Source organism: Enterobacter cloacae complex sp. SHL020 (genome assembly GCF_049236945.1).
Lineage (GTDB): Bacteria > Pseudomonadota > Gammaproteobacteria > Enterobacterales > Enterobacteriaceae > Enterobacter > Enterobacter dykesii.
The window spans coordinates 62,004-85,641 of sequence record NZ_JBMKJF010000012.1 but is presented as its reverse complement, the minus strand read 5'-3'; the positions used below and the strand labels follow the sequence as shown (position 1 = coordinate 85,641).

General features: G+C 57.0%; 22 protein-coding genes. 14 read left to right on the top strand and 8 right to left on the bottom strand.

Features of this window, described 5'->3' with window-relative positions; all coding sequences use genetic code 11:
• Positions 1 to 38 precede the first annotated feature (38 nt).
• Together ACOTZB_RS21010 and metB are read right to left on the bottom strand one after the other, a co-directional pair.
• The gene (locus tag ACOTZB_RS21010) at positions 39 to 2,471 is read right to left on the bottom strand and encodes a bifunctional aspartate kinase/homoserine dehydrogenase II (RefSeq protein ID WP_029739191.1); all 2,433 of its coding nucleotides are present in this window, start codon (positions 2,469 to 2,471) and stop codon (positions 39 to 41) included.
• 2 nt (positions 2,472 to 2,473) lie between these two features.
• Positions 2,474 to 3,634, bottom strand: a complete 1,161-nt coding sequence (gene metB / locus ACOTZB_RS21005; RefSeq protein ID WP_047646964.1) for a cystathionine gamma-synthase — start codon at positions 3,632 to 3,634, stop codon at positions 2,474 to 2,476.
• Positions 3,635 to 3,910: 276 nt separating this feature from the next.
• Here metB and metJ point away from each other — a divergent pair, with 276 nt between their 5' ends.
• Complete coding sequence (gene metJ, locus ACOTZB_RS21000; protein ID WP_007369220.1) at positions 3,911 to 4,228, top strand: met regulon transcriptional regulator MetJ; 318 nt, start codon at positions 3,911 to 3,913, stop codon at positions 4,226 to 4,228.
• Positions 4,229 to 4,276: 48 nt separating this feature from the next.
• On the opposite strand, the gene rpmE is transcribed toward metJ, so the two are convergent.
• Positions 4,277 to 4,489 (bottom strand): 50S ribosomal protein L31, encoded by a 213-nt coding sequence (gene rpmE, locus ACOTZB_RS20995; protein WP_003862040.1) that lies wholly within the window; start codon positions 4,487 to 4,489, stop codon positions 4,277 to 4,279.
• 200 nt (positions 4,490 to 4,689) lie between these two features.
• Here rpmE and priA point away from each other — a divergent pair, with 200 nt between their 5' ends.
• From priA to rraA, 7 genes are all read left to right on the top strand, one after another.
• Positions 4,690 to 6,885 (top strand): primosomal protein N', encoded by a 2,196-nt coding sequence (gene priA / locus ACOTZB_RS20990; RefSeq protein ID WP_421628450.1) that lies wholly within the window; start codon positions 4,690 to 4,692, stop codon positions 6,883 to 6,885.
• Positions 6,886 to 7,004: 119 nt separating this feature from the next.
• A complete protein-coding gene (cytR, locus tag ACOTZB_RS20985) occupies positions 7,005 to 8,030 on the top strand; it encodes a DNA-binding transcriptional regulator CytR (protein WP_421628449.1) in 1,026 nt (341 codons plus the stop codon).
• 93 nt (positions 8,031 to 8,123) lie between these two features.
• The gene (gene ftsN, locus ACOTZB_RS20980; protein ID WP_047646961.1) at positions 8,124 to 9,122 is read left to right on the top strand and encodes a cell division protein FtsN; all 999 of its coding nucleotides are present in this window, start codon (positions 8,124 to 8,126) and stop codon (positions 9,120 to 9,122) included.
• 94 nt (positions 9,123 to 9,216) lie between these two features.
• On the top strand, positions 9,217 to 9,747 hold the full coding sequence (hslV, locus tag ACOTZB_RS20975) for an ATP-dependent protease subunit HslV (protein WP_008501802.1): 531 nt from the start codon (positions 9,217 to 9,219) through the stop codon (positions 9,745 to 9,747).
• 9 nt (positions 9,748 to 9,756) lie between these two features.
• Complete coding sequence (gene hslU / locus ACOTZB_RS20970; RefSeq protein ID WP_421628448.1) at positions 9,757 to 11,091, top strand: HslU--HslV peptidase ATPase subunit; 1,335 nt, start codon at positions 9,757 to 9,759, stop codon at positions 11,089 to 11,091.
• A gap of 68 nt (positions 11,092 to 11,159) precedes the next feature.
• On the top strand, positions 11,160 to 12,080 hold the full coding sequence (menA, locus tag ACOTZB_RS20965) for a 1,4-dihydroxy-2-naphthoate polyprenyltransferase (RefSeq protein ID WP_337281424.1): 921 nt from the start codon (positions 11,160 to 11,162) through the stop codon (positions 12,078 to 12,080).
• A gap of 92 nt (positions 12,081 to 12,172) precedes the next feature.
• Positions 12,173 to 12,658 (top strand): ribonuclease E activity regulator RraA, encoded by a 486-nt coding sequence (rraA, locus tag ACOTZB_RS20960; RefSeq protein ID WP_023309687.1) that lies wholly within the window; start codon positions 12,173 to 12,175, stop codon positions 12,656 to 12,658.
• Positions 12,659 to 13,242: 584 nt separating this feature from the next.
• Here the strand turns inward: rraA and zapB are convergent.
• On the bottom strand, positions 13,243 to 13,482 hold the full coding sequence (gene zapB, locus ACOTZB_RS20955) for a septal ring assembly protein ZapB (protein ID WP_010436935.1): 240 nt from the start codon (positions 13,480 to 13,482) through the stop codon (positions 13,243 to 13,245).
• Between the two features lie 399 nt (positions 13,483 to 13,881).
• Between zapB and ACOTZB_RS20950 the strand changes: the two genes are divergently transcribed.
• From ACOTZB_RS20950 to fpr, 4 genes are all read left to right on the top strand, one after another.
• Complete coding sequence (locus tag ACOTZB_RS20950) at positions 13,882 to 14,727, top strand: MIP/aquaporin family protein (RefSeq protein WP_010436934.1); 846 nt, start codon at positions 13,882 to 13,884, stop codon at positions 14,725 to 14,727.
• A 21-nt stretch (positions 14,728 to 14,748) separates the two neighbouring features.
• Positions 14,749 to 16,257: a glycerol kinase GlpK gene (glpK, locus tag ACOTZB_RS20945; protein WP_014885706.1), complete on the top strand. Its 1,509-nt coding sequence runs from the start codon at positions 14,749 to 14,751 to the stop codon at positions 16,255 to 16,257.
• A gap of 99 nt (positions 16,258 to 16,356) precedes the next feature.
• Positions 16,357 to 17,367, top strand: coding sequence for a class II fructose-bisphosphatase (gene glpX, locus ACOTZB_RS20940; RefSeq protein ID WP_223561870.1), 1,011 nt, complete (start codon positions 16,357 to 16,359; stop codon positions 17,365 to 17,367).
• 96 nt (positions 17,368 to 17,463) lie between these two features.
• Positions 17,464 to 18,210 (top strand): ferredoxin--NADP(+) reductase, encoded by a 747-nt coding sequence (fpr, locus tag ACOTZB_RS20935; protein ID WP_421628447.1) that lies wholly within the window; start codon positions 17,464 to 17,466, stop codon positions 18,208 to 18,210.
• On the opposite strand, the gene ACOTZB_RS20930 is transcribed toward fpr, so the two are convergent.
• Positions 18,211 to 18,630: a DUF805 domain-containing protein gene (locus ACOTZB_RS20930; protein ID WP_023293600.1), complete on the bottom strand. Its 420-nt coding sequence runs from the start codon at positions 18,628 to 18,630 to the stop codon at positions 18,211 to 18,213.
• A gap of 112 nt (positions 18,631 to 18,742) precedes the next feature.
• On the opposite strand from ACOTZB_RS20930, the gene ACOTZB_RS20925 reads away from it, so the two are divergent.
• Together ACOTZB_RS20925 and tpiA are read left to right on the top strand one after the other, a co-directional pair.
• Complete coding sequence (locus ACOTZB_RS20925; protein WP_126331001.1) at positions 18,743 to 19,339, top strand: DUF1454 family protein; 597 nt, start codon at positions 18,743 to 18,745, stop codon at positions 19,337 to 19,339.
• Between the two features lie 111 nt (positions 19,340 to 19,450).
• A complete protein-coding gene (gene tpiA, locus ACOTZB_RS20920) occupies positions 19,451 to 20,218 on the top strand; it encodes a triose-phosphate isomerase (RefSeq protein WP_014172206.1) in 768 nt (255 codons plus the stop codon).
• A 47-nt stretch (positions 20,219 to 20,265) separates the two neighbouring features.
• Here the strand turns inward: tpiA and ACOTZB_RS20915 are convergent, their stop codons facing one another.
• The 3 genes from ACOTZB_RS20915 to ACOTZB_RS20905 form a co-directional block, all read right to left on the bottom strand.
• Positions 20,266 to 21,570 (bottom strand): SLC13 family permease, encoded by a 1,305-nt coding sequence (locus ACOTZB_RS20915; protein ID WP_421628446.1) that lies wholly within the window; start codon positions 21,568 to 21,570, stop codon positions 20,266 to 20,268.
• 73 nt (positions 21,571 to 21,643) lie between these two features.
• Positions 21,644 to 22,387, bottom strand: coding sequence for a CDP-diacylglycerol diphosphatase (locus ACOTZB_RS20910; protein WP_421628445.1), 744 nt, complete (start codon positions 22,385 to 22,387; stop codon positions 21,644 to 21,646).
• Positions 22,388 to 22,494: 107 nt separating this feature from the next.
• Positions 22,495 to 23,484, bottom strand: coding sequence for a sulfate ABC transporter substrate-binding protein (locus ACOTZB_RS20905; protein ID WP_023309695.1), 990 nt, complete (start codon positions 23,482 to 23,484; stop codon positions 22,495 to 22,497).
• Positions 23,485 to 23,638: the final 154 nt, after the last annotated feature.

Here is a 23,638-nt window from a genome sequence, read left to right as displayed (position 1 = left end):
CCTCTCCCACCGAGCGGGGAGAGGGTTAGGGTGAGGGCTTACAGCAGCTTAGCCAGACGGTTGATGTCGGACTGAATGGCTCCAGCGGTGACGTCGCGCCCCGCACCAGGACCGCGGATCACCAGCGGGTTATCGCGATACCAGCGGCTTTCGATCGCGAAGACGTTATCGCACGGCAGCAGCGCGGCCAGCGGATGTTCAGGACGCACCGCCTCGACGCCGACTCGAGCTTTCCCGTTGGCCTCGAAACGCGCAACATAGCGCAGCACCAGCCCCATCTCGTTCGCCGCCTCCAGACGCTGTACCATCTGCTCGTTAAGCTCTTCACCATTTTCAAAGAAATGGTCCACAGAACCTTCTTCACAGCCGGCAGGCACCAGCGATTCGACGCGTACGGCATCCGGTTCGATGTCATAACCGGCTTCACGCGCCAGGATCACCAGCTTACGCATCACGTCTTTGCCGGAAAGGTCAACGCGCGGATCGGGCTCGGTTAAGCCCTGCTGCCACGCCTGATCCACCAGGTCGGTGAACGGGACGGTGCCGTCAAACTGCAGGAACAGCCAGGAGAGCGTGCCGGAGAAAATACCGCTCAGCGCCAGAATGCTGTCGCCGCTTTCAATCAGGTCACGCACGGTGTGGTTAACCGGCAGGCCAGCCCCAACGGTAGCGTTATAGAGCCAGTGGCGCCCCGTTTTTTCAAACGCGTCGTGGATCTGGCGGTATTTATCGGTACTGCTTGCCCCAGCCAGCTTATTGGCGCTGATGACGTGGAAACCGTGGCTGGCGAAATCCAGGTACTGATCGGCAAGCTGTTCGCTGGCGGTAACGTCCAGCACCACCAGATCGTCATACGGGTGCGCGCGCATCCACAGGAACAGCGACTCTTCATCCTGCTCAACCGCTTCATCATTAAAGAACGCAAGCGCGCGGCTCGCATCCAGCCCTTCGTAGTTCAGGAGGCTGCGGCGGCTGTCCACCACGCCCGCAAGAATGAATTCAAATCCGGTACGCGCCGAGAGCGTCACCTGTTCGCGGGCGAACAGTTCCAGCCAGCGGGAACCGATGTTGCCTTTCCCGAACAGCACCAGGCCGATGCGCTTTTCCGCGCGGAACAGGGAGGTGTGCAGGCCCTGAATCAGGCTCTCGGTTGGCCCTTTACGCAGGACGGCGACCAGGCTGATGCCCTCTTCCGACTGCCAGGTGAACTCCACCGGCTGGCCTTTCAGCTGCTGCCAGAAGCGGTGGCAGTGCAGCGGGTTACGGGTGACGCCCGCGCCCACCATCGCCACCAGCGCGAGCCCCTGACGCAGGCGAAGTTCGCCCGGCAGGCCCGCTTCATCCAGAATTTTCAGTGCGCTGTCCGCCACTTCCGCGGTATAGCAGAACTGCAGCAGCTGGCGATCGTTATGCACGCCAACGGCCAGCGGACGCACCTGGGCGCGTTTCAGGATAGTGTCGATATCTTTATGCGCCAGCTTGAAGTCCTGGCCCGCAGGTACCTGGAACTCAATCAGGCAGATGTCGTCGTGGCTGGTGACAATACGCGCCCCGGTACCGGATGCCAGCACGCGCTCAATGCGCGTGGAGCCTTGATCCGGGGTGTAACTGCAGCGCAGCTGGAGGTCGATATCGCTGCCGGAAACCGGCTGCAGCGTGCGCGCGTGCAGTACCGGCGCGGCCAGACGCGCCAGCTCGCTGGCTTCGTCGAGACGCAGCAGCGGCAGCAGGCAGGCATCTTTTACTTTACGCGGGTCCGCGCTGTACACACCGGCTACGTCGCTCCAGATGGTGACGCGAGACACGCCCGCCAGGGCACCAATCTGCGTTGCCGAGTAGTCCGAACCGTTACGGCCCAGCAGCACGGTTTCGCCCGCGTTGCTGCGGCTGATAAAGCCGGTGACGACAATACGTTTGCCCGGGTGCTGCACCAGCAGCTGTTGCAGCAGCGGGTAGGACAACCCTTCATCCACCTGCGGCTGCGCGGCGCGTTCGGCGCGCAGGAAATCACGCGCGTCGAGCCAGGCTGCTTCCACGCCCAGGTGTTGCAGCACGGCGGCCATCAGGCGAGCGGACCACACTTCACCGTGGCCCACCACTTCGGCATACACCGCGTCGGTAATTCCGCTGTCCAGCAGGGCAGCCAGACGCTCAAGGTCATGCGTAAAGGCGCCGATCAGCCCGTCCGCCACGTCCGCAGGCAGCAGGCCGGCAATTAGCTCGCTCTGGTAACGGCGTAAGGACTGTTGCACCTGATGCGCAGAAAGGCGATCGGTCTGGCTCAGCTTCAGCCAGCTAATCAACTGGTTGGTGGTGCTGCCCGCCGCCGAGACAACCATCATGTCACCCGGCTGTGAATATTCCGTCATGATCCCTGCAACGCGCAGGTAACATTTCACATCAGCAAGACTACTACCACCAAACTTGTGCAGCTGACGACCCTTCGCCCCTGCCTGCGCTATCACACTCATGATTACCCCTTGGCTGCGATCCGGAAGGCATTTTCCAGATCGGCAATTAAATCTTCAGAATCTTCAATGCCGGTTGAGATACGCAGCAGCGTCTCAGAAATTCCGGCGGCGGCACGAGCTTCCGGTGCCATACCTGCGTGCGTCATGGTCGCGGCGTGGGAGATCAAGCTTTCAACCCCACCTAAGGATTCCGCCAGCGTAAACAATGACAGCCCGCTCAGGAAGCGACGCAGCGTTTGCTCGTCACCATCCAGTTCAAAACTTAACATCGCGCCAAATCCCTTCTGCTGGCGCGCGGCAATCTCGTGCCCCTGGTTTTCCGGCAGCGATGGGTGGTACAGCTTCTTCACCAGCGGCTGGGTTTTCAGGAAATCGACAATCGCCTGGGCATTGCGCTGCGCCACTTCCATGCGCGGCGACAGCGTGCGGATGCCGCGCAACAGCAGATAGCTGTCGAAGGCGCCAGCGGTGACGCCAATATTATTGGCCCACCATGCCAGTTCGGTGACAACATCCGGATCTTTGGCAATCACCACGCCCGCCACCACATCAGAATGGCCGTTCAGATATTTAGTGCATGAATGCAACACCAGATCGGCACCCAGTGCTAACGGGTTCTGAAGGGCCGGACTGAGGAACGTATTATCCACTACACTTATCGCTCCCGCATCCCTTGCGAGCTGACAAATTTTCGCAATATCGACAACTCGCAACAATGGATTGCTTGGACTTTCCACCAGAACCAGCTTTGGTTTCTCTGCCAGGGCCTGTTTCAGCGCCTGTTCGTCGTTTTGATCGACAAACAGCACGCGATAGCAGCCGCGTTTCGCCAGGCTATCAAACAGGCGATAGCTGCCGCCGTAGCAGTCGTGCGGCGCAACCAGCAGATCGCCCGGTTTCAGGAACACCGTGGTCACCAGGTGAATGGCGGACATCCCCGTATTGGTTAATACTGCACCTGCGCCACCTTCCAGCTCGGCCAGCGCACGCTGGGTCACGTCACGCGTAGGGTTGCCACGACGCGAATAATCATGCGCGCGGGGTTCATTAAATCCGGTGAAATTATAGGTACTGGAAAGATGAATCGGCGGGACAACGCAGCCGTACTGCTCGTCATCATTTAATCCGCTACGCACTGCAATAGTGGCCTGTTTACGCGTCATGGTGAGGGCTTCCTGGCGAATGAGGTGAAAAGTCAGGCACCAGAGTAAACATTGAAAGTATGGACGTCAATACATCTGGACATCTAAACTTCTTTGCGTATAGATTGAGCAATGCGCAAATAGCCGTTAAAATTATATGCTTTAGTGCACGCTGCAGCGGCAATATCCGTGCCACGGTATCGTCTCTACGGTAAACTAGGCAAGATTGCGGTTCAAAACGGGTGGTTACAGGTTTTGCACCTTTAAATAAATGACTGAGAGGATTAAAGGTATCTCATGGCTGAATGGAGCGGCGAATATATCAGCCCATACGCTGAGCACGGTAAGAAGAGTGAGCAAGTAAAGAAAATTACGGTTTCCATTCCTCTGAAGGTGTTGAAGATCCTCACCGATGAACGTACGCGTCGTCAGGTGAACAACCTGCGCCACGCGACCAACAGCGAACTGCTGTGCGAAGCGTTCCTGCATGCGTTTACCGGTCAACCGTTGCCGAACGATGAAGATCTGCGCAAAGAGCGTAGTGATGAAATCCCGGAAGAGGCGAAGGTGATCATGCGTGAACTGGGTATTGACCCGGACACGTGGGAATACTGAGAAGCGGATACAAAAAAGGCACCTTGCGGTGCCTTTTTTTCGGGAAACTTATTTAGCGCCCGGGATGCTGAAACGCTTGTTGAAGCGGTCAACACGGCCACCGGTTGCAACGTCACGCTGCTTACCAGTGTAGAACGGGTGGCATTTGCCGCACACGTCCAGGTTCAGATCGTGACCCACGGTAGAGCGGATCTGGATAGAGTTACCGCAAGAACAGTTTGCAGTAATCATTTCGTATTTCGGGTGAATATCTTTTTTCATGGGAGAACCTCAGTTAAGGCCGCGTCGCTCTTCCAGCCCTAACGCCAGACACCACGCGATGTTGATTGTAAGTTCTTTGGCGTAAAGTACACCAAAGGCGGCGAATCATACAGAATTTGACCAACGTATGCAAACTGATCCGCACGCCGCTTTTACTAATGTGTATACTAACGCGCCACTTTTCAAGTCAGGAAGATTCGATGCCCATCGCTCACGTTGCCCTGCCCGTTCCGCTTCCCCGCACCTTTGACTACCTGCTGCCTGACAGCATGAGCGCCAAAGCGGGCTGCCGCGTGACCGTGCCGTTTGGCAAACAGCAGCGCGTGGGGATTGTTGTCTCCGTCAGCGATAAAAGCGAGCTTCCGCTTAATGAGCTGAAGTCAGTCGTTGAGGTGCTGGACAGCGAGCCCGTTTACTCTACCAGCACCTGGCGACTGCTGCTGTGGGCGGCGGATTATTATCATCACCCCATTGGCGACGTGCTGTTCCACGCCCTGCCCATCATGCTGCGCCAGGGCAAAAGTGCCAGCCATGCGCCGATGTGGTACTGGTTTGCTACAGAGCAGGGTCAGGCCGTGGATATCAACAGCCTGAAGCGTTCGCAGAAACAGCAGCAGGCGCTGGCGGCGCTGCGTCAGGGAAAAATCTGGCGGCATCAGGTCGACGAGCTTGAGGTCAGCGAAACGGCGCTACAGGCCTTAAGAAAGAAAGGGCTGAGCGAACTGGCCAGCGAAGCCCCCGCTCTTTACGACTGGCGGGAGAGTTTCTCCGTTTCAGGGGATCGCCTGCGTTTGAATACCGAGCAGGCCACCGCCGTGGGCGCGATTCATAGCGCCTCCGATCATTTCTCTGCCTGGCTGCTGGCGGGAGTCACCGGTTCCGGCAAGACCGAAGTCTACCTGAGCGTGCTGGAAAACGTGCTCGCGCAGGGCAAACAGGCGCTGGTGATGGTGCCGGAAATTGGCCTGACGCCGCAAACCATCGCCCGATTCCGCGAGCGCTTTAACGCGCCGGTTGAGGTGTTGCACTCCGGCCTGAACGACAGCGAACGCCTCAGCGCCTGGCTGAAAGCCAAAAATGGCGAAGCGGCGATTGTGATCGGCACCCGCTCGTCGCTGTTTACGCCGTTTAAAAATCTTGGCGTTATCGTGATCGACGAAGAGCACGACAGCTCCTATAAACAGCAGGAAGGCTGGCGCTACCACGCCCGCGATCTGGCGGTTTATCGCGCGCACAGCGAGCAAATACCCATTATTCTCGGCTCCGCCACGCCGGCGCTCGAGACGCTGCACAACGTGCGCCAGCGTAAATACCATATGCTGCGCCTGACGCGTCGGGCGGGGAATGCCCGTCCGGCCATTCAGCACGTGCTGGATCTGAAAGGCCAGCAGGTTCAGGCCGGGCTTGCGCCGGCATTGATTACCCGCATGCGCCAGCACTTGCAGGCGGGGAACCAGGTCATTCTGTTTCTCAACCGCCGCGGATTTGCCCCCGCACTGCTGTGCCACGACTGCGGCTGGATTGCCGAGTGTCCGCGCTGCGACCACTACTACACCTTCCATCAGGCCCAGCGGCATTTGCGCTGCCACCACTGCGACAGCCAGCGCCCGGTGCCGCGCCAGTGCCCGTCATGTGGCTCAACGCATATCGTGCCGGTCGGTCTGGGGACGGAACAGCTGGAACAGGCGCTTGGCCCCTTCTTCCCGGACGTGCCGATTTCTCGTATCGACCGGGACACCACCAGCCGCAAGGGCGCGCTGGAACAGCAGCTGGCGGAAGTGCATCGCGGCGGCGCACGCATTCTGATTGGTACGCAGATGCTGGCCAAAGGCCACCACTTCCCGGACGTGACGCTAGTTGCCCTGCTGGACGTAGACGGCGCGCTGTTTTCGGCAGATTTCCGCTCAGCCGAGCGCTTCGCCCAGCTTTATACCCAGGTGGCAGGGCGTGCCGGTCGCGCCGGTAAACAGGGCGAAGTGGTGTTGCAAACGCACCATCCTGAGCACCCGTTGCTGCAAACCCTGCTGCATAAAGGCTATGACGCCTTTGCCGAGCAGGCGCTGGCCGAACGCCAGACCATGCAGCTGCCGCCGTGGACCAGCCACGTCATCATCCGCGCGGAAGATCACAACAACCAGCAGGCGCCGCTTTTCCTGCAGCAGCTGAGAAACCTCCTGCAGGCCAGCCCGCTGGTGGATAATCAGCTGTGGATCCTGGGCCCGGTGCCGGCACTCGCACCAAAGCGCGGCGGACGTTTCCGCTGGCAAATCTTACTTCAGCACCCCTCACGTGTTCGCCTGCAGCATATCGTCAGCGGCACGCTGGCGCTCATCAACACGCTGCCGGAAGCGCGAAAAGTGAAGTGGGTACTGGACGTCGATCCCATCGAAGGCTGAAGCTGGATCGAAAAATTTAACGCTCCTCACACTTTTTATGAAAATTCTGTAACCGATTCCATTAACTATCTGTAAAAATGGTGATGTCAGAAGTTCGGTGTTCAGGCGAGGAGAAGACGTTGAAGTCCAGGAAAGAGGTTGCCACAGCGACCATGAAAGACGTTGCCGAGAAAGCACAAGTCTCAACGGCAACCGTGTCCCGCGCATTAATGAACCCGGATAAAGTCTCCCAGGCGACCCGTAACCGGGTGGAGCAGGCTGCGCTTGAAGTGGGCTATTTCCCGCAGGCGATGGGGCGTAACGTCAAACGCAACGAGTCGCGCACCATTCTGGTAATTGTGCCGGACATCTGTGACCCTTTCTTCAGCGAGATTATCCGCGGTATTGAAGTCACCGCCGCGGAACAGGGTTACCTGGTGCTGATTGGCGACTGCGCTCACCAGAACCAGCAGGAAAAGACCTTCATCGATCTCATTATCACCAAGCAGATCGACGGCATGCTGCTGCTTGGCTCTCGCCTGCCGTTTGATGCCAGCATTGAAGAGCAGCGTAATTTACCGCCGATGGTGATGGCCAACGAGTTTGCGCCAGAGCTGGAGCTGCCGACCGTCCATATTGATAACCTCACCGCCGCGTTCAACGCCGTAAACTATCTCCAGGAGCTGGGGCATAAGCGCATTGGCTGTATTGCCGGGCCGGAAGAGATGCCGCTGTGCCACTATCGCTTACAGGGCTACGTTCAGGCGCTGCGCCGTACCGGCGTCACCGTCGATCCTCACTACATTGCGCGCGGTGACTTTACCTTCGCAGCGGGTGGGCAAGCGCTTGAGAAACTTCTGGACCTGCCTGAGCCGCCAACCGCCCTATTTTGTCACAGCGACGTGATGGCGCTGGGCGCATTGTCGTACGCCAAACGCCGCGGCCTGCGTATACCGAAAGATTTATCCATCATCGGATTCGATAATATTTCGCTTTCGGAATTTTGCGATCCGCCGCTCTCAACGGTCGCTCAGCCGCGCTATCAGATCGGCCGCGAAGCGATGCTTCTTCTGCTGGATCAGCTTCACGGTCAAACAGTTAGCAGCGGCTCGCGGTTGCTGGACTGCGAACTGATTGTCCGCGGCACTACCCAGGCATTGACTTAAAGTAAACGTCTTTCGGATACCCTTATCTGGTCAAAGCCCCGCCGCTTAAGTAACATGGCGGACTGACGAACGAATAAATACAGCGAAACGATAGTGGCACAACGAGATTATGTACGTCGCGGCCAGCCGGCACCTTCGCGACGCAAAAAGAGTAGCTCAAGGAAAAAGCAACGTAACCTGCCTGCTGTCTCGCCAGCAATGGTCGCTATTGCTGCGGCTGTAGTCGTCGCCTTTATTGGTGGCCTGTACTTTATCACGCACCATAAAAAAGAAGAGTCCGAGGCGCTTCAGGCCAGTAAAGTTGCCGGAAATGGCCTTCCTCCGAAGCCTGAAGAGCGCTGGCGCTATATCAAAGAGCTGGAAAGCCGCCAGCCCGGGGTGCGTGCGCCAACCGAACCTTCTGCGGGTGGTGAAGTGCAGAATGCGAATCAGCTGACGGATGAACAGCGTCAGCTGCTGGCACAAATGCAGGCCGATATGCGCCAGCAGCCTACGCAGCTGAACGAAGTGCCGTGGAATGAGCAGACGCCGGCACAGCGCCAGCAAACGCTGCAGCGACGTCAGGCGCAACAGCAGATCCAGCAGCAGCAACAGCAGCAGCAGTGGGCGCAAACGCAGCCGGTGCAGCAGCCGAAAGCACAGCCGCGGGTAACGGAACAGCCATACCAGCAGCAGACGCGTACGGCGCAGTCTCAGCCTGTCCAGCAGCAGCCGAAAACGCAGCCGCAGAAACAGGCCGCTCAGCCGTATCAGGATCTGCTCCAGACGCCAGCGCATACCACCGCGCAGCAGCCGAAAACGCAGCAGGCCGCGCCGGTGACCAAAGAGACTGAAGCGCCGAAACAGACGGCGGAGAAAAAAGACGAGCGCCGCTGGATGGTGCAGTGCGGTTCGTTCAAAGGCGCAGAGCAGGCGGAAACGGTACGCGCGCAGCTGGCCTTTGAAGGGTTTGATTCGCGTATTACCACCAATAACGGCTGGAATCGCGTGGTGATTGGTCCGGTAAAAGGCAAAGAAAACGCCGACGGCACTATTTCGCGGTTGAAAATCGCTGGCCACACAAACTGCATTCGACTCGCCTCCGGGGGTTGAAACCCCCAAAATCCCCCCCATCTATCATTTAATTCAGCCCTGAGCACAGGCTCAGGGCTTCTGTTTCCCGATTCTGTAACCAGGGGGTCTGCTCGTGACAACAATAGTAAGTGTACGCCGTAACGGCCATGTGGTAATCGCCGGTGATGGCCAGGCCACGCTGGGTAATACCGTCATGAAAGGCAACGTGAAGAAAGTGCGCCGTCTCTACAACGACAAAGTTATCGCCGGTTTTGCAGGCGGCACGGCGGACGCCTTCACGCTGTTTGAACTGTTTGAACGCAAACTGGAAATGCACCAGGGCCATCTGGTGAAAGCTGCCGTTGAGCTGGCGAAAGACTGGCGTACCGACCGCATGCTGCGCAAGCTCGAAGCGCTGCTGGCGGTAGCCGATGAAACCGCCTCGCTGATCATCACCGGTAACGGTGACGTGATTCAGCCGGAAAATGACCTGATTGCCATTGGCTCTGGCGGCCCTTATGCCCAGGCTGCAGCCCGCGCGCTGTTGGAAAATACCGACATGAACGCGCGTGATATCGCGGTGAAGGCGTTGGATATTGCAGGTGATATCTGCATTTATACCAACCACAACCACACCATCGAAGAATTGACCTCCAAAGCGTAAGGATCTCCCATGTCTGAAATGACCCCACGCGAAATTGTCAGCGAACTGAACAAACACATTATCGGCCAGGATAACGCCAAGCGTTCCGTGGCTATCGCTCTGCGTAACCGCTGGCGTCGTATGCAGCTTGACGAAGAGCTGCGCCACGAAGTGACGCCGAAAAACATTCTGATGATCGGCCCGACCGGCGTCGGTAAAACCGAAATCGCCCGTCGTCTGGCGAAGCTGGCTAACGCGCCGTTCATCAAAGTTGAAGCCACCAAGTTCACCGAAGTGGGCTATGTGGGTAAAGAAGTGGACTCCATCATCCGCGATCTGACCGACTCGGCGATCAAAATGGTGCGCGTCCAGGCGATCGAGAAAAACCGCTACCGCGCGGAAGAGATGGCCGAAGAGCGCATTCTCGACGTGCTGATCCCACCGGCAAAAAACAACTGGGGCCAGGCAGAGCAGCAGGCGGAACCGTCCGCTGCGCGTCAGGCGTTCCGCAAGAAGCTGCGTGAAGGCCAGCTGGACGACAAAGAGATTGAGATCGATCTTGCTGCCGCGCCAATGGGTGTGGAAATCATGGCACCTCCGGGCATGGAAGAGATGACCAGCCAGCTGCAGTCCATGTTCCAGAACCTGGGCGGCCAGAAGCAAAAAACGCGTAAGCTGAAAATCAAAGACGCGATGAAGCTGCTGATTGAAGAAGAAGCGGCGAAGCTGGTGAACCCGGAAGAGCTGAAACAGGACGCTATCGACGCGGTTGAGCAGCACGGTATCGTGTTTATCGACGAAATCGACAAAATTTGTAAGCGCGGCGGCAACAGTTCCGGTCCGGATGTGTCCCGTGAAGGCGTTCAGCGCGACCTGCTGCCGCTGGTTGAAGGCTGCACCGTCTCCACCAAGCACGGCATGGTGAAAACGGACCACATCCTGTTTATCGCTTCCGGTGCTTTCCAGGTTGCCAGCCCGTCGGATCTGATCCCGGAACTGCAGGGGCGTCTGCCGATTCGCGTTGAGCTGCAGGCGCTGACCACCCAAGATTTCGAACGTATCCTGACCGAGCCAAACGCCTCTGCTACCGTACAGTACAAAGCGCTGATGGCGACCGAAGGCGTGAACCTCGAGTTCACCGAAGACGGCATCAAGCGTATTGCCCAGGCTGCATGGCAGGTCAATGAAACCACCGAGAACATCGGTGCGCGTCGCCTGCATACCGTTCTGGAACGCCTGGTTGAAGATATCTCTTACGACGCGAGCGACCTGAACGGTCAAACCGTTACCATTGACGCAGAATATGTGAGTAAACATCTGGATGCGTTAGTGGCAGATGAAGATCTGAGCCGTTTTATCCTATAATCGCGGTTACTGGATTCTCATCACGTTTAATGGGGGCTAATGCCCCCATTTTTATTGGCTAAATACTTATGACTGACATCAGCCGTACTCAGGCGTGGCTCGAAAGTCTGCGCCCTAAAACGCTTCCTCTGGCCTTTGCCGCGATTATCGTCGGCACCGCCCTTGCCTGGTGGCAGGGGTATTTTGATCCGCTGGTTGCCGCGCTGGCATTGATTACCGCGGGCCTGCTGCAAATTCTCTCCAATCTCGCCAACGACTACGGCGACGCGGTAAAAGGCAGCGACAAGCCGGACCGCATAGGGCCGCTGCGCGGAATGCAGAAAGGGGTGATTACCCAGGCGCAGATGAAACGCGCGCTGATTATCACCGTAGTGCTGATCTGCGTATCCGGCCTGGCGCTGGTGACGGTGGCGTCTAAGACCACCAGCGATTTTATTGGCTTCCTGGTGCTGGGTTTACTGGCCATTATCGCGGCCATCACCTACACCGTCGGCACGCGTCCTTACGGTTATATTGGACTCGGGGATATCTCCGTACTGGTGTTCTTCGGCTGGCTGAGCGTGATGGGAAGCTGGTACCTGCAGGCGCATACGGTGATCCCTGCCCTGTTCCTGCCCGCAACCGCATGTGGTCTGCTGGCGACGGCGGTGCTCAACATCAACAACCTGCGCGACATCGACAGCGATCGCGAGAACGGCAAAAATACCCTGGCGGTTCGTCTGGGGCCGGTCAATGCGCGCCGCTATCATGCCTCCCTGCTCATTGGCGCGCTGGTTTGCCTGGCGCTGTTTAACCTGATTTCCTTGCAGAGCTTGTGGGGCTGGCTGTTTGTGCTTGCCGCGCCGCTGCTGATTAAGCAGGCCCGCTTTGTGATGCATGAACTCAGCCCGTCCGCCATGCCGCCAATGCTGGAACGCACGGTAAAAGGCGCGCTGCTGACTAACCTGTTGTTCGTCATCGGAATTGTTTTAAGCCAGACGCTCAGTTAGCTGACAAATATCAATTAACAATTGATGATTTTGCCAACAACGCATTTCGCACGATATACTGAACACATTCGCAGCAACTGAGCGTTAAACCTATGAAATACGATACCTCCGAGCTCTGTGACATCTACCAGGAAGATGTCAACGTCGTTGAACCGCTGTTCTCCAACTTTGGTGGGAGGTCGTCGTTTGGCGGTCAAATCGTCACGGTGAAATGTTTCGAGGACAACGGGTTGCTGTACGATCTGCTTGAACAGAACGGCCGCGGCCGCGTTCTGGTGGTCGACGGCGGCGGTTCCGTGCGCCGTGCGTTAATTGATGCTGAACTGGCTGGCATTGCCGTTCAGAATGAGTGGGAAGGCCTTGTGGTGTACGGTTCCGTGCGCCAGGTGGACGATCTGGAAGACCTGGATATCGGGATTCAGGCCATCGCGGCCATACCGGTAGGGGCAGCGGGTGACGGCATCGGCGAAAGCGACGTGCGCGTCAATTTCGGCGGCGTGACCTTCTTCTCCGGGGACCATCTCTACGCCGATAATACCGGCATTATCCTTTCCGAAGATCCGCTGGATATCGAGTAGTAAAAGAGTCAGCGAGAACCATAAAAAAACCGCCAACAGCAATGTGGCGGTTTTTTTTGTCCCTCGGGATTCGCGGTCCGTTGGGAAGTTTTGCAACCTTTAACCAGGATTTTTATCTTACCCTGGTTCAAACCTCAGGTAACCCCATCGACCCTTTATAAATTCCTAATTAACTATTAAAACCTTAACTAGGCTGCTGCTGCTCATTATGATGCATCGTCCCTTTCCGCCATCTCGCACATGGGCATCGGTCCAGGGAAAGGTGTATTCACAACCGTAAAGCAACCTTTAACCGGGCTTGTGTCCATCGACTTATCACCGGTGGTGAACGGTGGAGCGGTTAGCTGCAGGGACCGCATAATGAAACGCTATTTATGTATCGCGTTCATTGTCGCCAGCGTACTCGTTGTAAAGAGTGATGAACCGAATGTGTTCGTTGCTTTTGCTATGACAGCGCAGGACAAGTAGCGTTAAGGCCGCCTTTGGCGGCCTTTTTTATGGTTGGATGTCTGTTAGCGAGAACCATAAAAAAGCCGGGTGGCGGCTTCGCCTTACCCGGCCTGTTCAGTTCATCCCGTAGGGAATTAAACTTCTTCCATACGTCCCAGCAGCGCCTGCAGGCGATCCTGCCAACCGTTCTGCTGCTCGCGCAGCTGGTTGTTTTCGCGCTCCAGTTCTTCGCGGCCGTGCTGAGCGTTCTGAACTTCCTGCGCCAGGCTGTTGTTCTTTTCTTTCAGCTCTTCAATTTCCATCTGCAGCAGGGTGATGGTGTCAATCGCCTGCTGTACTTTCGATTCCAGTTTCTCAAACACTTCTAAAGACATGATGCTACCTCTCCTGAATTGCAAGGCGACGCTTTAACATAAACGCGCACGACATATACCGTCGATTGTATGGAGCGCGGCGCTCTGTGTCCAGCGACACACCGCGCAGATCGCGGTTTGCAACACTTTTAGGTCTGGTCCTGGTGTGTTCGCGTCATATACCCCTAAATTGTTAACTGATTCGTTAATGAAATGATTCAGCTCACATTCCTGTACTGATGCAAAAATGTGCTTTATGGCGCGAAAACGCTCATTTTATTGACACAGACCACACATTTTGATTTCGATATTTCTCGTTTTTGCTCGTTAACGATAAATTAACACTATGTCTACAGGGCATCGTGGCTGTCACGGGCGGCCATGCTAACAATAAACATTCATCTCTTCAGGATTCCGATTATGAGTCAGACATCAACCTTAAAAGGCCAGTGCATTGCCGAGTTCCTTGGTACCGGGTTGTTGATATTCTTCGGAGTGGGCTGTGTCGCTGCACTGAAAGTGGCGGGTGCCAGTTTTGGTCAGTGGGAAATCAGTATCATCTGGGGTCTGGGCGTGGCGATGGCCATCTACCTGACTGCAGGAGTTTCCGGTGCACATCTTAACCCGGCTGTGACCATCGCGCTGTGGCTGTTCGCGTGCTTCGATGGACGCAAAGTTGTTCCTTTCATCATTTCTCAGTTTGCCGGCGCCTTTTGCGCAGCGGCGTTAGTTTACGGGCTTTATTACAATCTTTTCATCGACTTCGAACAGACGCATCATATGGTACGCGGCAGCGTCGAAAGTCTGGATCTGGCAGGCATCTTCTCAACCTATCCGAACCCGCATATCAATTTTGTGCAGGCGTTCGCAGTTGAAATGGTGATTACCGCTATTCTGATGGGCGTCATTATGGCGCTGGGCGATGACGGCAACGGCATTCCGCGCGGCCCGCTGGCCCCGCTGCTGATTGGCCTGCTGATTGCGGTTATCGGCGCATCAATGGGTCCACTGACCGGCTTCGCGATGAACCCGGCGCGTGACCTGGGGCCAAAAACCTTCGCCTTCTTCGCTGGATGGGGCGACGTCGCCTTCACCGGTGGCAAAGACATTCCTTACTTCCTGGTTCCGCTGTTCGGGCCAATCGTAGGGGCGGCGCTGGGTGCATTCGGCTATCGCAAATTAATTGGTCGCCACTTACCGTGCGACACCTGTGTGGAAGAGGAGAAGGAAACGACTTCTACCGCACAACAAAAAGCTTCGCTGTAATCTGACTACGGGACACATACCATGACCGAAAAAAAATATATCGTTGCGCTCGACCAGGGCACTACCAGCTCCCGCGCTGTCGTAATGGATCATGACGCGAACATCGTCAGCGTGTCACAGCGCGAATTTGAGCAAATTTATCCTCGTCCAGGCTGGGTAGAACACGACCCGATGGAGATTTGGGCGTCACAAAGCTCCACGCTGGTCGAAGTGCTGGCGAAAGCCGATATCAGTTCCGACGAGATTGCCGCGATTGGTATTACCAACCAGCGTGAAACGACGATTGTCTGGGAACGTGAAACCGGTAAGCCCATTTACAACGCTATCGTCTGGCAGTGCCGCCGTACATCCGAGATCTGCGAACAGCTGAAGCGCGACGGTATGGAAGAGTACGTGCGCAGCGCCACCGGTCTGGTGGTTGACCCGTATTTCTCCGGCACCAAAGTGAAATGGATCCTCGACCACGTAGAAGGTTCACGCGAGCGTGCTAAACGCGGCGAGCTTCTGTTCGGTACCGTCGATACCTGGCTTATCTGGAAGATGACCCAGGGACGCGTTCACGTCACCGACTACACCAACGCCTCGCGTACCATGCTGTTCAACATCAACACCCTGGAGTGGGATGACAAGATGCTGGACGCGCTGGACATCCCGCGCGCGATGCTGCCTGAAGTGCGTAAGTCTTCAGAAGTGTACGGCCAGACCAACATCGGCGGTAAGGGCGGCACCCGTATTCCTATCGCCGGTATCGCCGGTGACCAGCAGGCGGCGCTGTTCGGCCAGCTGTGCGTCAAGGAAGGGATGGCGAAGAACACCTACGGCACCGGCTGCTTTATGCTGATGAACACCGGTGAGAAAGCGGTGAAATCAGAAAACGGCCTGCTGACCACCATCGCCTGCGGCCCACGCGGCGAAGTGAACTATGCGCTGGAAGGTGCGGTGTTCATGGCCGGTGCGTCTATCCAGTGGCTGCGCGACGAGATGAAGCTCATCAGCGATGCGTTCGATTCCGAGTACTTCGCGACCAAAGTGAAAGACACCAACGGCGTGTACGTGGTGCCTGCGTTCACCGGTCTGGGCGCGCCGTACTGGGATCCGTATGCACGCGGCGCAATTTTCGGCCTGACGCGCGGTGTGAACTCTAACCACATCATTCGCGCCACCCTGGAATCTATCGCCTACCAGACGCGCGACGTGCTGGAGGCGATGCAGGCTGACTCCGGTATCCGTCTGCACGCCCTGCGCGTGGACGGCGGTGCGGTAGCGAATAACTTCCTGATGCAGTTCCAGTCCGACATTCTCGGCACCCGCGTTGAGCGCCCTGAAGTGCGTGAAGTCACGGCGCTGGGCGCGGCGTACCTTGCCGGTCTGGCGGTAGGCTTCTGGCAGAACCTGGACGAGCTGCAGGAAAAAGCGGTTATCGAACGCGAATTCCGCCCGGGCATCGAAACCACCGAGCGTAACTTCCGCTACAGCGGCTGGAAAAAAGCGGTGAAACGCGCCCTGGCGTGGGAAGAGCACGACGAGTAATCCCCCTCACCCTAACCCTCTCCCCATAGGGGAGAGGGAACTCGTATCCCCACTCTGTGATAAACTTCGTGCAATTCCTTTTGATTGTACGAGTACCTCATGAAACGTGAACTTGCTATCGAGTTTTCCCGCGTCACCGAAGCGGCCGCCCTCGCAGGCTATAAATGGCTGGGTCGTGGCGATAAAAATACCGCAGACGGCGCTGCCGTCCATGCCATGCGCATTGTGCTTAACCAGGTCAACATCGACGGCACCATCGTGATCGGCGAAGGCGAGATCGACGAAGCGCCGATGCTCTATATCGGTGAAAAAGTCGGTACCGGCAAAGGCGATGCCGTGGATATCGCGGTCGATCCGATCGAAGGCACCCGCATGACGGCGATGGGTCAGGCCAATGCGCTAGCGGTGCTGGCCGTGGGCGATAAGGGCTGCTTCCTCAACGCGCCGGACATGTATATGGAAAAGCTGATTGTCGGTCCGGGCGCGAAAGGCGCAATCGACCTTAGCCTGCCGCTGGAAGAGAACCTGCACAACATCGCCAAAGCCCTGGGCAAACCCCTTAGCGAACTCACCGTCACCATTCTGGCGAAACCGCGCCACGATGCCATTATCGCGCAGATGCAAAAGCTCGGCGTGCGCGTGTTTGCCATCCCTGACGGTGACGTTGCCGCCTCAATCCTGACCTGCATGCCGGACAGCGAAGTCGACGTGCTGTACGGCATCGGCGGCGCGCCGGAAGGTGTGGTCTCCGCGGCAGTGATCCGCGCGCTGGATGGCGATATGCAGGCCCGTCTGCTGCCCCGCCATGAGGTGAAAGGCGACAGCGAAGAGAACCGCCGTATCGGGGAAAACGAGCTGGCGCGCTGCGAAGCGATGGGCATCGAGGCCAATAAAGTGCTCGCGCTGGACGAGATGGCGCGTAGCGATAACGTTGTCTTCTCGGCGACCGGCATCACCAAAGGCGATCTGCTGGACGGCATCACCCGCAAGGGCAATATGGCCACCACTGAAACGCTGCTGATCCGCGGTAAATCACGCACCATTCGCCGCATCCAGTCTATCCACTATCTCGACCGCAAAGACCCGGACGTGCAGACGCACATTCTGTAAAACCGTTTGATCGATAGAGCTTTCCGGCCCTGACGGGCTGGAAATTGTCACCACAAGTACGGAAGATAGAACAGAGAAACAGCACAGGAGAAGATCATGGCGGACTGGGTAACAGGTAAAGTCACAAAGGTACAGTTCTGGACCGATGCGCTATTTAGTCTCACCGTACATGCTCCCGTCCACCCGTTTAAGGCCGGGCAATTTGCGAAGCTGGGGCTGGATGTCGACGGCGAGCGCGTGCAGCGCGCCTACTCTTACGTTAACGCGCCTGATAACCCGGATCTCGAGTTCTATCTGGTCACCGTTCCCGACGGTAAGCTCAGCCCGCGCCTTGCCGCCCTTAAGCCCGGCGACGAAGTGCAAATTGTGAGTGAAGCGGCAGGCTTCTTTGTGCTCGAAGAGATCCCTGATTGTGACACGCTCTGGATGCTGGCAACGGGTACGGCCATTGGCCCTTATCTCTCTATTTTGCAGTACGGCAAAGATCTGGAGCGCTTTAAAAACATCGTGCTGGTACACGCTGCGCGCTACGCTGCAGACCTGAGCTATCTGCCGCAAATGCAGGCGCTGGAACAGCAGTACGGCGGAAAGTTAAAGATTCAGACGGTGGTGAGCCGCGAAACCGTAGCAGGAGCGCTTACCGGCCGCGTGCCGGCGCTAATTGAGAGTAGAGCCCTGGAAGACGCGGTGGGGTTGCCGCTGAACGCTGAAACCAGCCACGTCATGCTATGCGGCAACCCGCAGATGGTGCGGGACACGCAGCAGCTTCTGAAGGATACCCGGCAGATGACGAAACATCTTCGCCGCCGACCGGGCCATATGACCGCCGAACACTACTGGTGATCAGCGGTATTTCACCTCAACGGTGTCTTTACCGTATTTGTTTTCGCTCTGGGTGCCGATAAACGCGCCCAGATCGACAATCATCATCACGAAGATGACCGACGGCAGCAGCCTGCCCACGACCCACGGCAGGATGGACGGCAGCATCGCCCAGTTTCCGGCCACCAGCATCCACGCCAGAATAATCAGAAATGCCCACGCGCCGGAACGTCCGCGATCGTGCAGCCGTTTTACGACAACCGCCGCCGTTGGCCATAGCAGGCAGACCAGCGCGAAGGCCGCCGTTTGCGTGCTCAGCCAGGCATTGTAAGCAACGAAAAACAGAAGCAGCATGGCGACAACCCACGTCACCATCCAGATCCAGAAATCACGGCGTCCAATACGCCCTTTGAATGAAAACAGCCACTGCTGTATGGTCATGTAAGGTTCCTTATTATCGTATAGCGCGCATTTTACCCTGGAGTTGTGACCTTTTGACAAGCCGACCAGATATCGTTTTAATCATGAACACTTACGGCCAGGGGCAATGTTGATGAAAAGTTCGGCACGTTCTCTTTTCCTGTGTTTAGCGCTGCTCAGCGCGGGTTATCCCCTGCACGCCGCCGAAACCACTGCCCCGACCACAGCACCGTATCTTCTGGCGGGCGCGCCGTCGTTCGATCAGTCCATCAGCCAGTTTCGTGAAACCTTCAATCAGACCAACCCCTCGCTGCCGCTGGATGAGTTTCGCGCCATTGATGGCTCACGCGATACCCCCACACTGACCCGTGCGGCAAGCAAGATTAACGAGAATTTGTATGCTTCCACGGCGCTGGAGCGCGGTACGTTAAAAATCAAAAGCATGCAAATTACCTGGCTGCCGATACAAGGGCCGGAGCAGAAAGCCGCTAAGGCGAAAGCGCTGGAGTACATGAGCGCGGTATTGCAGGCCTTTACCCCTGCGCTGACGAAAAAGCAAAGCCAGCAAAAGCTGCAAAAACTGCTGGCCGCGGGTAAAAACAAGCGTTACTACACCGATACCGAAGGAGCGATCCGCTATGTTGTGGCGGACAACGGCGAAAAAGGACTGACCTTCGCTGTTGAACCGATTAAGCTGGCACTATCTGACACCCTCGGCGGGGCGAATTAATGACAAAAAGCAAAGCCTTTCGAGGGAAAATCTCTATACTGATTCACAGACCATGCTGCCCGACAGGGTGGCCATATTCCTTAATTCGCTTATTGAGCGTGGAGAATTGAAATGCGACATCCTTTAGTGATGGGTAACTGGAAACTGAACGGCAGCCGCCACATGGTAAACGAGCTGGTTGCGAACCTGCGTAAAGAGCTGGCTGGCGTGACGGGCTGCGCGGTTGCTATCGCTCCGCCGGATATGTATCTGGATCTGGCTAAACACGCCGCTGACGGCAGCCACATCATTCTGGGCGCGCAGAACGTTGACGTTAACCTGTCTGGCGCGTTCACCGGTGAAACCTCCGCTGAAATGCTGAAAGATATTGGCGCGAAATACATCATCATCGGCCACTCAGAGCGTCGCACCTATCACAAAGAATCCGATGAGTTCATCGCGAAGAAATTCGCCGTGCTGAAAGAGCAGGGTCTGATCCCGGTTCTGTGCATCGGTGAAACCGAAGCGGAAAACGAAGCGGGCAAAACCGAAGAAGTGTGCGCACGTCAGATCGACGCAGTGCTGAAAACCCAGGGCGCTGCAGCGTTCGAAGGCGCGGTTATCGCATACGAGCCAGTCTGGGCGATCGGTACCGGCAAATCTGCAACCCCTGCGCAGGCTCAGGCGGTTCACAAATTCATTCGTGACCACATTGCTAAAGCCGACGCGAAAGTCGCTGAGCAAGTGATTATCCAGTACGGCGGTTCCGTAAACGCTTCCAACGCTGCTGAGCTGTTCACCCAGCCAGACATCGATGGCGCGCTGGTTGGCGGTGCATCCCTGAAAGCTGACGCTTTCGCGGTGATCGTTAAAGCGGCAGAAGCGGCTAAACAGGCATAATTGCCTTTGGGCGGGTGGCGTTCGCGTTCACCCGCCTTACAAAACTGCTACAAACGGCCTAATACGCTAAACCACAAATAATCCAGCGGCAGCAGCACCAGATACGTTGCAATGGCCAGCGCCAGACAGAGCACCATCCCCGCCCTTGCAGGCACCTTTCCTAACCCCATCGCCACAACAATCGGCGACGCCTGATACGGCAGCAGCGGCGTGGAATAGCCCAGCACCTGAATCATGATCACCGACAGCAGCGGGAAACCGGTCGCGTCCGAGAAGCTCTGCGCCAGCGTGGTGTAAAGCGCAGGCACGCCGTTGGCGGTCATAATGAAGTTGAGCGCCGTGGTAATACCGGTCAGCGCCAGGAAGCTGATGAACGGTCTGTCTGCATCCAGCGGCATAATGCGAAGCAGTGCCTCGCCCACGGCCGTTCCGATACCGGTTTGCGTCACCACGATCGCCAGCCCAAGAATACCCGCGACGTAAATACAGGTGCGCATGTTCACCCCGGCAGAAAACTCTTCCCCGGTAATGAAACCAATGCGCGGCAGCATAACGATGATCGACGCTGCCAGCCCGGTCCACGCCGGCCCTACACCGTGCCAGCTCTCCGTGACCCACATACCCAGCACCACAGCCAGCAGCCAGGCGAGACGCTTTTCATCTCGCCCCATCGGCTCAGACGGCGCCTGTTCCTTCGACGGTTTTGGGCTACCGGGAAATAGCCAGCAGATGAGGCCAATCAAAATTAGGCCTTTGAGAATGCCCAGCACCGGCGTGTGCAGCAGCAGATACGGGACATAGTTTAGATGGATGCCGTACGAGCCTTCCGCCGCACCGCTCATCACCAGATTAGGGACGTTTGCAGGCAGGATAGTCGCCGACAGCTGGAAAGTCCCGAACCCCACCGCCAGCGCAAGCCCGAACCAGGCGCGGGAGCCGTCGGCGATACCGGCGCGTTTTGCCATCGCCGCGACAATCGGCATCAGCAGCGCAATACGTCCCATGTTCGACGGCATCACAAACGCCAGCGCATAGCTCAGCAGCACCACGCTCGCCACCATCAACACCCAGGAGTCGGTGAGTCTTGCCGACAGCGCCCGGGCGGCCCTGTCCGCCAGTCCGGTTTTACGGATCGCCACGCCGAGCACAAAGCCGCTGAATACCAGCCAGAAAGCCGACGAGGCAAAACCGCCGAAGATGACCTCCGGCGGGGCGATCTTCGCAGTCATTGCCGCCGTGAAGAACAGCAGCGCGGTGATGAATTCCGGCAATAGCGACGTCGCCCACAGCACGATGGTGACGCCAACGATCAGTGAGGGCAGCAGCAGAGGATACGTTGACCAGAGCGACATACCTGTCTCCTGTAGAATTTTTCAGCAAGTCTACGGTGACAGGTAGCCCGAGTAAACGCGATTTATGGTGGGGTTACTTCAGGATAGCGCATTGATGATCCTGCAGTTCCTCCGCAGACGCGCGGTTAAGCGTGAGCAGGTTACGCTCGGTCGCCAGCAAAACAAAAGAGCCATCCGACTGCTGCGCCATTGCCAGCGCGAAACGCCCCATATGGTCGCGCGCTTCCGGCAGCTCTTCCGCCAGCATCATAAACGGGCTGCGCTGGACCAGTTCATTCTCCGTCACGCGACGAGCAAGATATTCATGTCCTTCCAGCCCCCCCGGAAGAGGCAGCCACTGGGTGCTGATTTCTCCCTGTGCCGCGTTGAGCTTCTCGCGCACGTCCGGGCGCAGGCAGGAGATATGAATATGAAAATGATTCTGCGTGCGGCCAGTCGGCGAGTTAATCGTCAGCGAAATGGCGCTATCAGGCACCTCGGATCCGCGCTTCAGGGTCATAAAGCTGCGCGACTGCCACGCCAGCCAGAAAAAGTTCGGCGTATGAGCGTCGGTCAGCAGCGGGCTCTCGGTGCCGTTGATGCGATAGGTTGGCATCAGCAGGTATTGCAGCGGCCCGTTGCGATCTTTAAATACCACATAGCCTGCATCCGTTTTCACCTGCGCACAGGGTGCCGGGTTACGGTTCTGGACCTGATTCGGCACACACTGGTCGAGAACGATATGGCGCAACGCATTCGGATTACCCGCCTTCATCCAGTACACGCCGCCAGCGGCAAGGGCGATGACAATGAGGAGCAATAAGATAATTTTTTTCACAACGCGTTCCCTGTTTTCAATAGAGGCAAAAGAGTAACGCAAAATGATGACCAAATAAAAAACCCGGCGGATTTCTCACGCCGGGTCACCGTGTCACAGGCTAATGGTTAGCGCTGGCTAATTTGGTCGAAGGTACCGCCGTTGGAGAAGTGCTCTTTCTGCGCTTTCGTCCAGCCGCCGAACACATCGTCAATAGTGAATAGCTTCAGTTTTGGGAACTCCCCTTCGTATTTCTTGGCGACCGCCGCATCGCGTGGACGATAGAAGTTTTTCGCCGCAATTTCCTGGCCTTCTGGCGAGTACAGATACTTCAGATAGGCTTCCGCCACCGCTTTGGTATCTTTCTTCTCAACTACTTTATCGACCACGGAAACGGTCGGCTCAGCCAGAATCGATTCGCTCGGGGTCACGATCTCGAACTTGTCTTTACCCAGCTCGTGGGTCGCCAGCAGAGCTTCGTTTTCCCAGGCAATCAGCACGTCGCCAATCCCGCGCTCAACGAAGGTGTTGGTGGCGCCACGCGCGCCGGAGTCCAGCACCTCAACGTTTTTATACAACGCCTTCACGAATTCCTGCGCTTTGGCCTGGTCGCCATTGTTGTGATGCAGTGCATAGCCCCACGCGCCGAGGTAGTTCCAGCGAGCGCCGCCGGAGCTTTTCGGGTTCGGGGTAATCACAGAAACGCCCGGTTTGATCAGGTCGTTCCAGTCTTTAATTTGTTTCGGGTTTCCTTTACGCACCAGGAAGACGATGGTCGAGGTGTAGGGTGCGGAGTTATCCGGCAGGCGTTTGATCCAGTTTTTGTCGATGCGGCCGCGCTCGGCGATCGCGTCGACATCGTAGGCCAGCGCCAGGGTCACCACGTCGGCTTCAATACCGTTTATCACGGACGTCGCCTGCTTGCCGGAGCCGCCATGCGACTGGCGAACCACCACGTTGTCGCCGGTTTCCTGCTTCCAGTGTGCCGCAAACGCTTTGTTGTATTGCTCGTACAGTTCACGCGTCGGGTCGTATGACACGTTCAGTAACTGGATATCCTTAGCCAGAACGCTGGTCGATGCCAGCAATAATGTTAAACCCACGCCCCATTTATTCATCGCCCAGCTCTCTTATGTAGTGTTTTGATGAATGCAGCGTGCCAGAAAGCGAATCGAGGATTAAAGAATAAAAAAAGATTGGCTATAACGTAGTGGAATAAAAGAAGGGGATGAGCGGCCTGATGCCCTCACTCCAACCCTTTCCCACGGGAGA

What these genes read in the sequence shown, in the direction of transcription:
- fpr (WP_421628447.1), top strand. Translation starts at nt 17,464, where the DNA reads ATGGCGGACTGGGTAACAGGTAAAGTCACAAAGGTACAGTTCTGGACC.
- metB (WP_047646964.1), bottom strand. Translation starts at nt 3,634, where the DNA reads ATGACGCGTAAACAGGCCACTATTGCAGTGCGTAGCGGATTAAATGAT.
- ACOTZB_RS20915 (WP_421628446.1), bottom strand. Translation starts at nt 21,570, where the DNA reads ATGTCGCTCTGGTCAACGTATCCTCTGCTGCTGCCCTCACTGATCGTT.
- priA (WP_421628450.1), top strand. Translation starts at nt 4,690, where the DNA reads ATGCCCATCGCTCACGTTGCCCTGCCCGTTCCGCTTCCCCGCACCTTT.
- ACOTZB_RS20925 (WP_126331001.1), top strand. Translation starts at nt 18,743, where the DNA reads ATGAAAAGTTCGGCACGTTCTCTTTTCCTGTGTTTAGCGCTGCTCAGC.
- rpmE (WP_003862040.1), bottom strand. Translation starts at nt 4,489, where the DNA reads ATGAAAAAAGATATTCACCCGAAATACGAAATGATTACTGCAAACTGT.
- rraA (WP_023309687.1), top strand. Translation starts at nt 12,173, where the DNA reads ATGAAATACGATACCTCCGAGCTCTGTGACATCTACCAGGAAGATGTC.
- metJ (WP_007369220.1), top strand. Translation starts at nt 3,911, where the DNA reads ATGGCTGAATGGAGCGGCGAATATATCAGCCCATACGCTGAGCACGGT.
- tpiA (WP_014172206.1), top strand. Translation starts at nt 19,451, where the DNA reads ATGCGACATCCTTTAGTGATGGGTAACTGGAAACTGAACGGCAGCCGC.
- ACOTZB_RS21010 (WP_029739191.1), bottom strand. Translation starts at nt 2,471, where the DNA reads ATGAGTGTGATAGCGCAGGCAGGGGCGAAGGGTCGTCAGCTGCACAAG.
- zapB (WP_010436935.1), bottom strand. Translation starts at nt 13,482, where the DNA reads ATGTCTTTAGAAGTGTTTGAGAAACTGGAATCGAAAGTACAGCAGGCG.
- ACOTZB_RS20930 (WP_023293600.1), bottom strand. Translation starts at nt 18,630, where the DNA reads ATGACCATACAGCAGTGGCTGTTTTCATTCAAAGGGCGTATTGGACGC.
- glpX (WP_223561870.1), top strand. Translation starts at nt 16,357, where the DNA reads ATGAAACGTGAACTTGCTATCGAGTTTTCCCGCGTCACCGAAGCGGCC.
- menA (WP_337281424.1), top strand. Translation starts at nt 11,160, where the DNA reads ATGACTGACATCAGCCGTACTCAGGCGTGGCTCGAAAGTCTGCGCCCT.
- hslU (WP_421628448.1), top strand. Translation starts at nt 9,757, where the DNA reads ATGTCTGAAATGACCCCACGCGAAATTGTCAGCGAACTGAACAAACAC.
- ACOTZB_RS20905 (WP_023309695.1), bottom strand. Translation starts at nt 23,484, where the DNA reads ATGAATAAATGGGGCGTGGGTTTAACATTATTGCTGGCATCGACCAGC.
- glpK (WP_014885706.1), top strand. Translation starts at nt 14,749, where the DNA reads ATGACCGAAAAAAAATATATCGTTGCGCTCGACCAGGGCACTACCAGC.
- ACOTZB_RS20950 (WP_010436934.1), top strand. Translation starts at nt 13,882, where the DNA reads ATGAGTCAGACATCAACCTTAAAAGGCCAGTGCATTGCCGAGTTCCTT.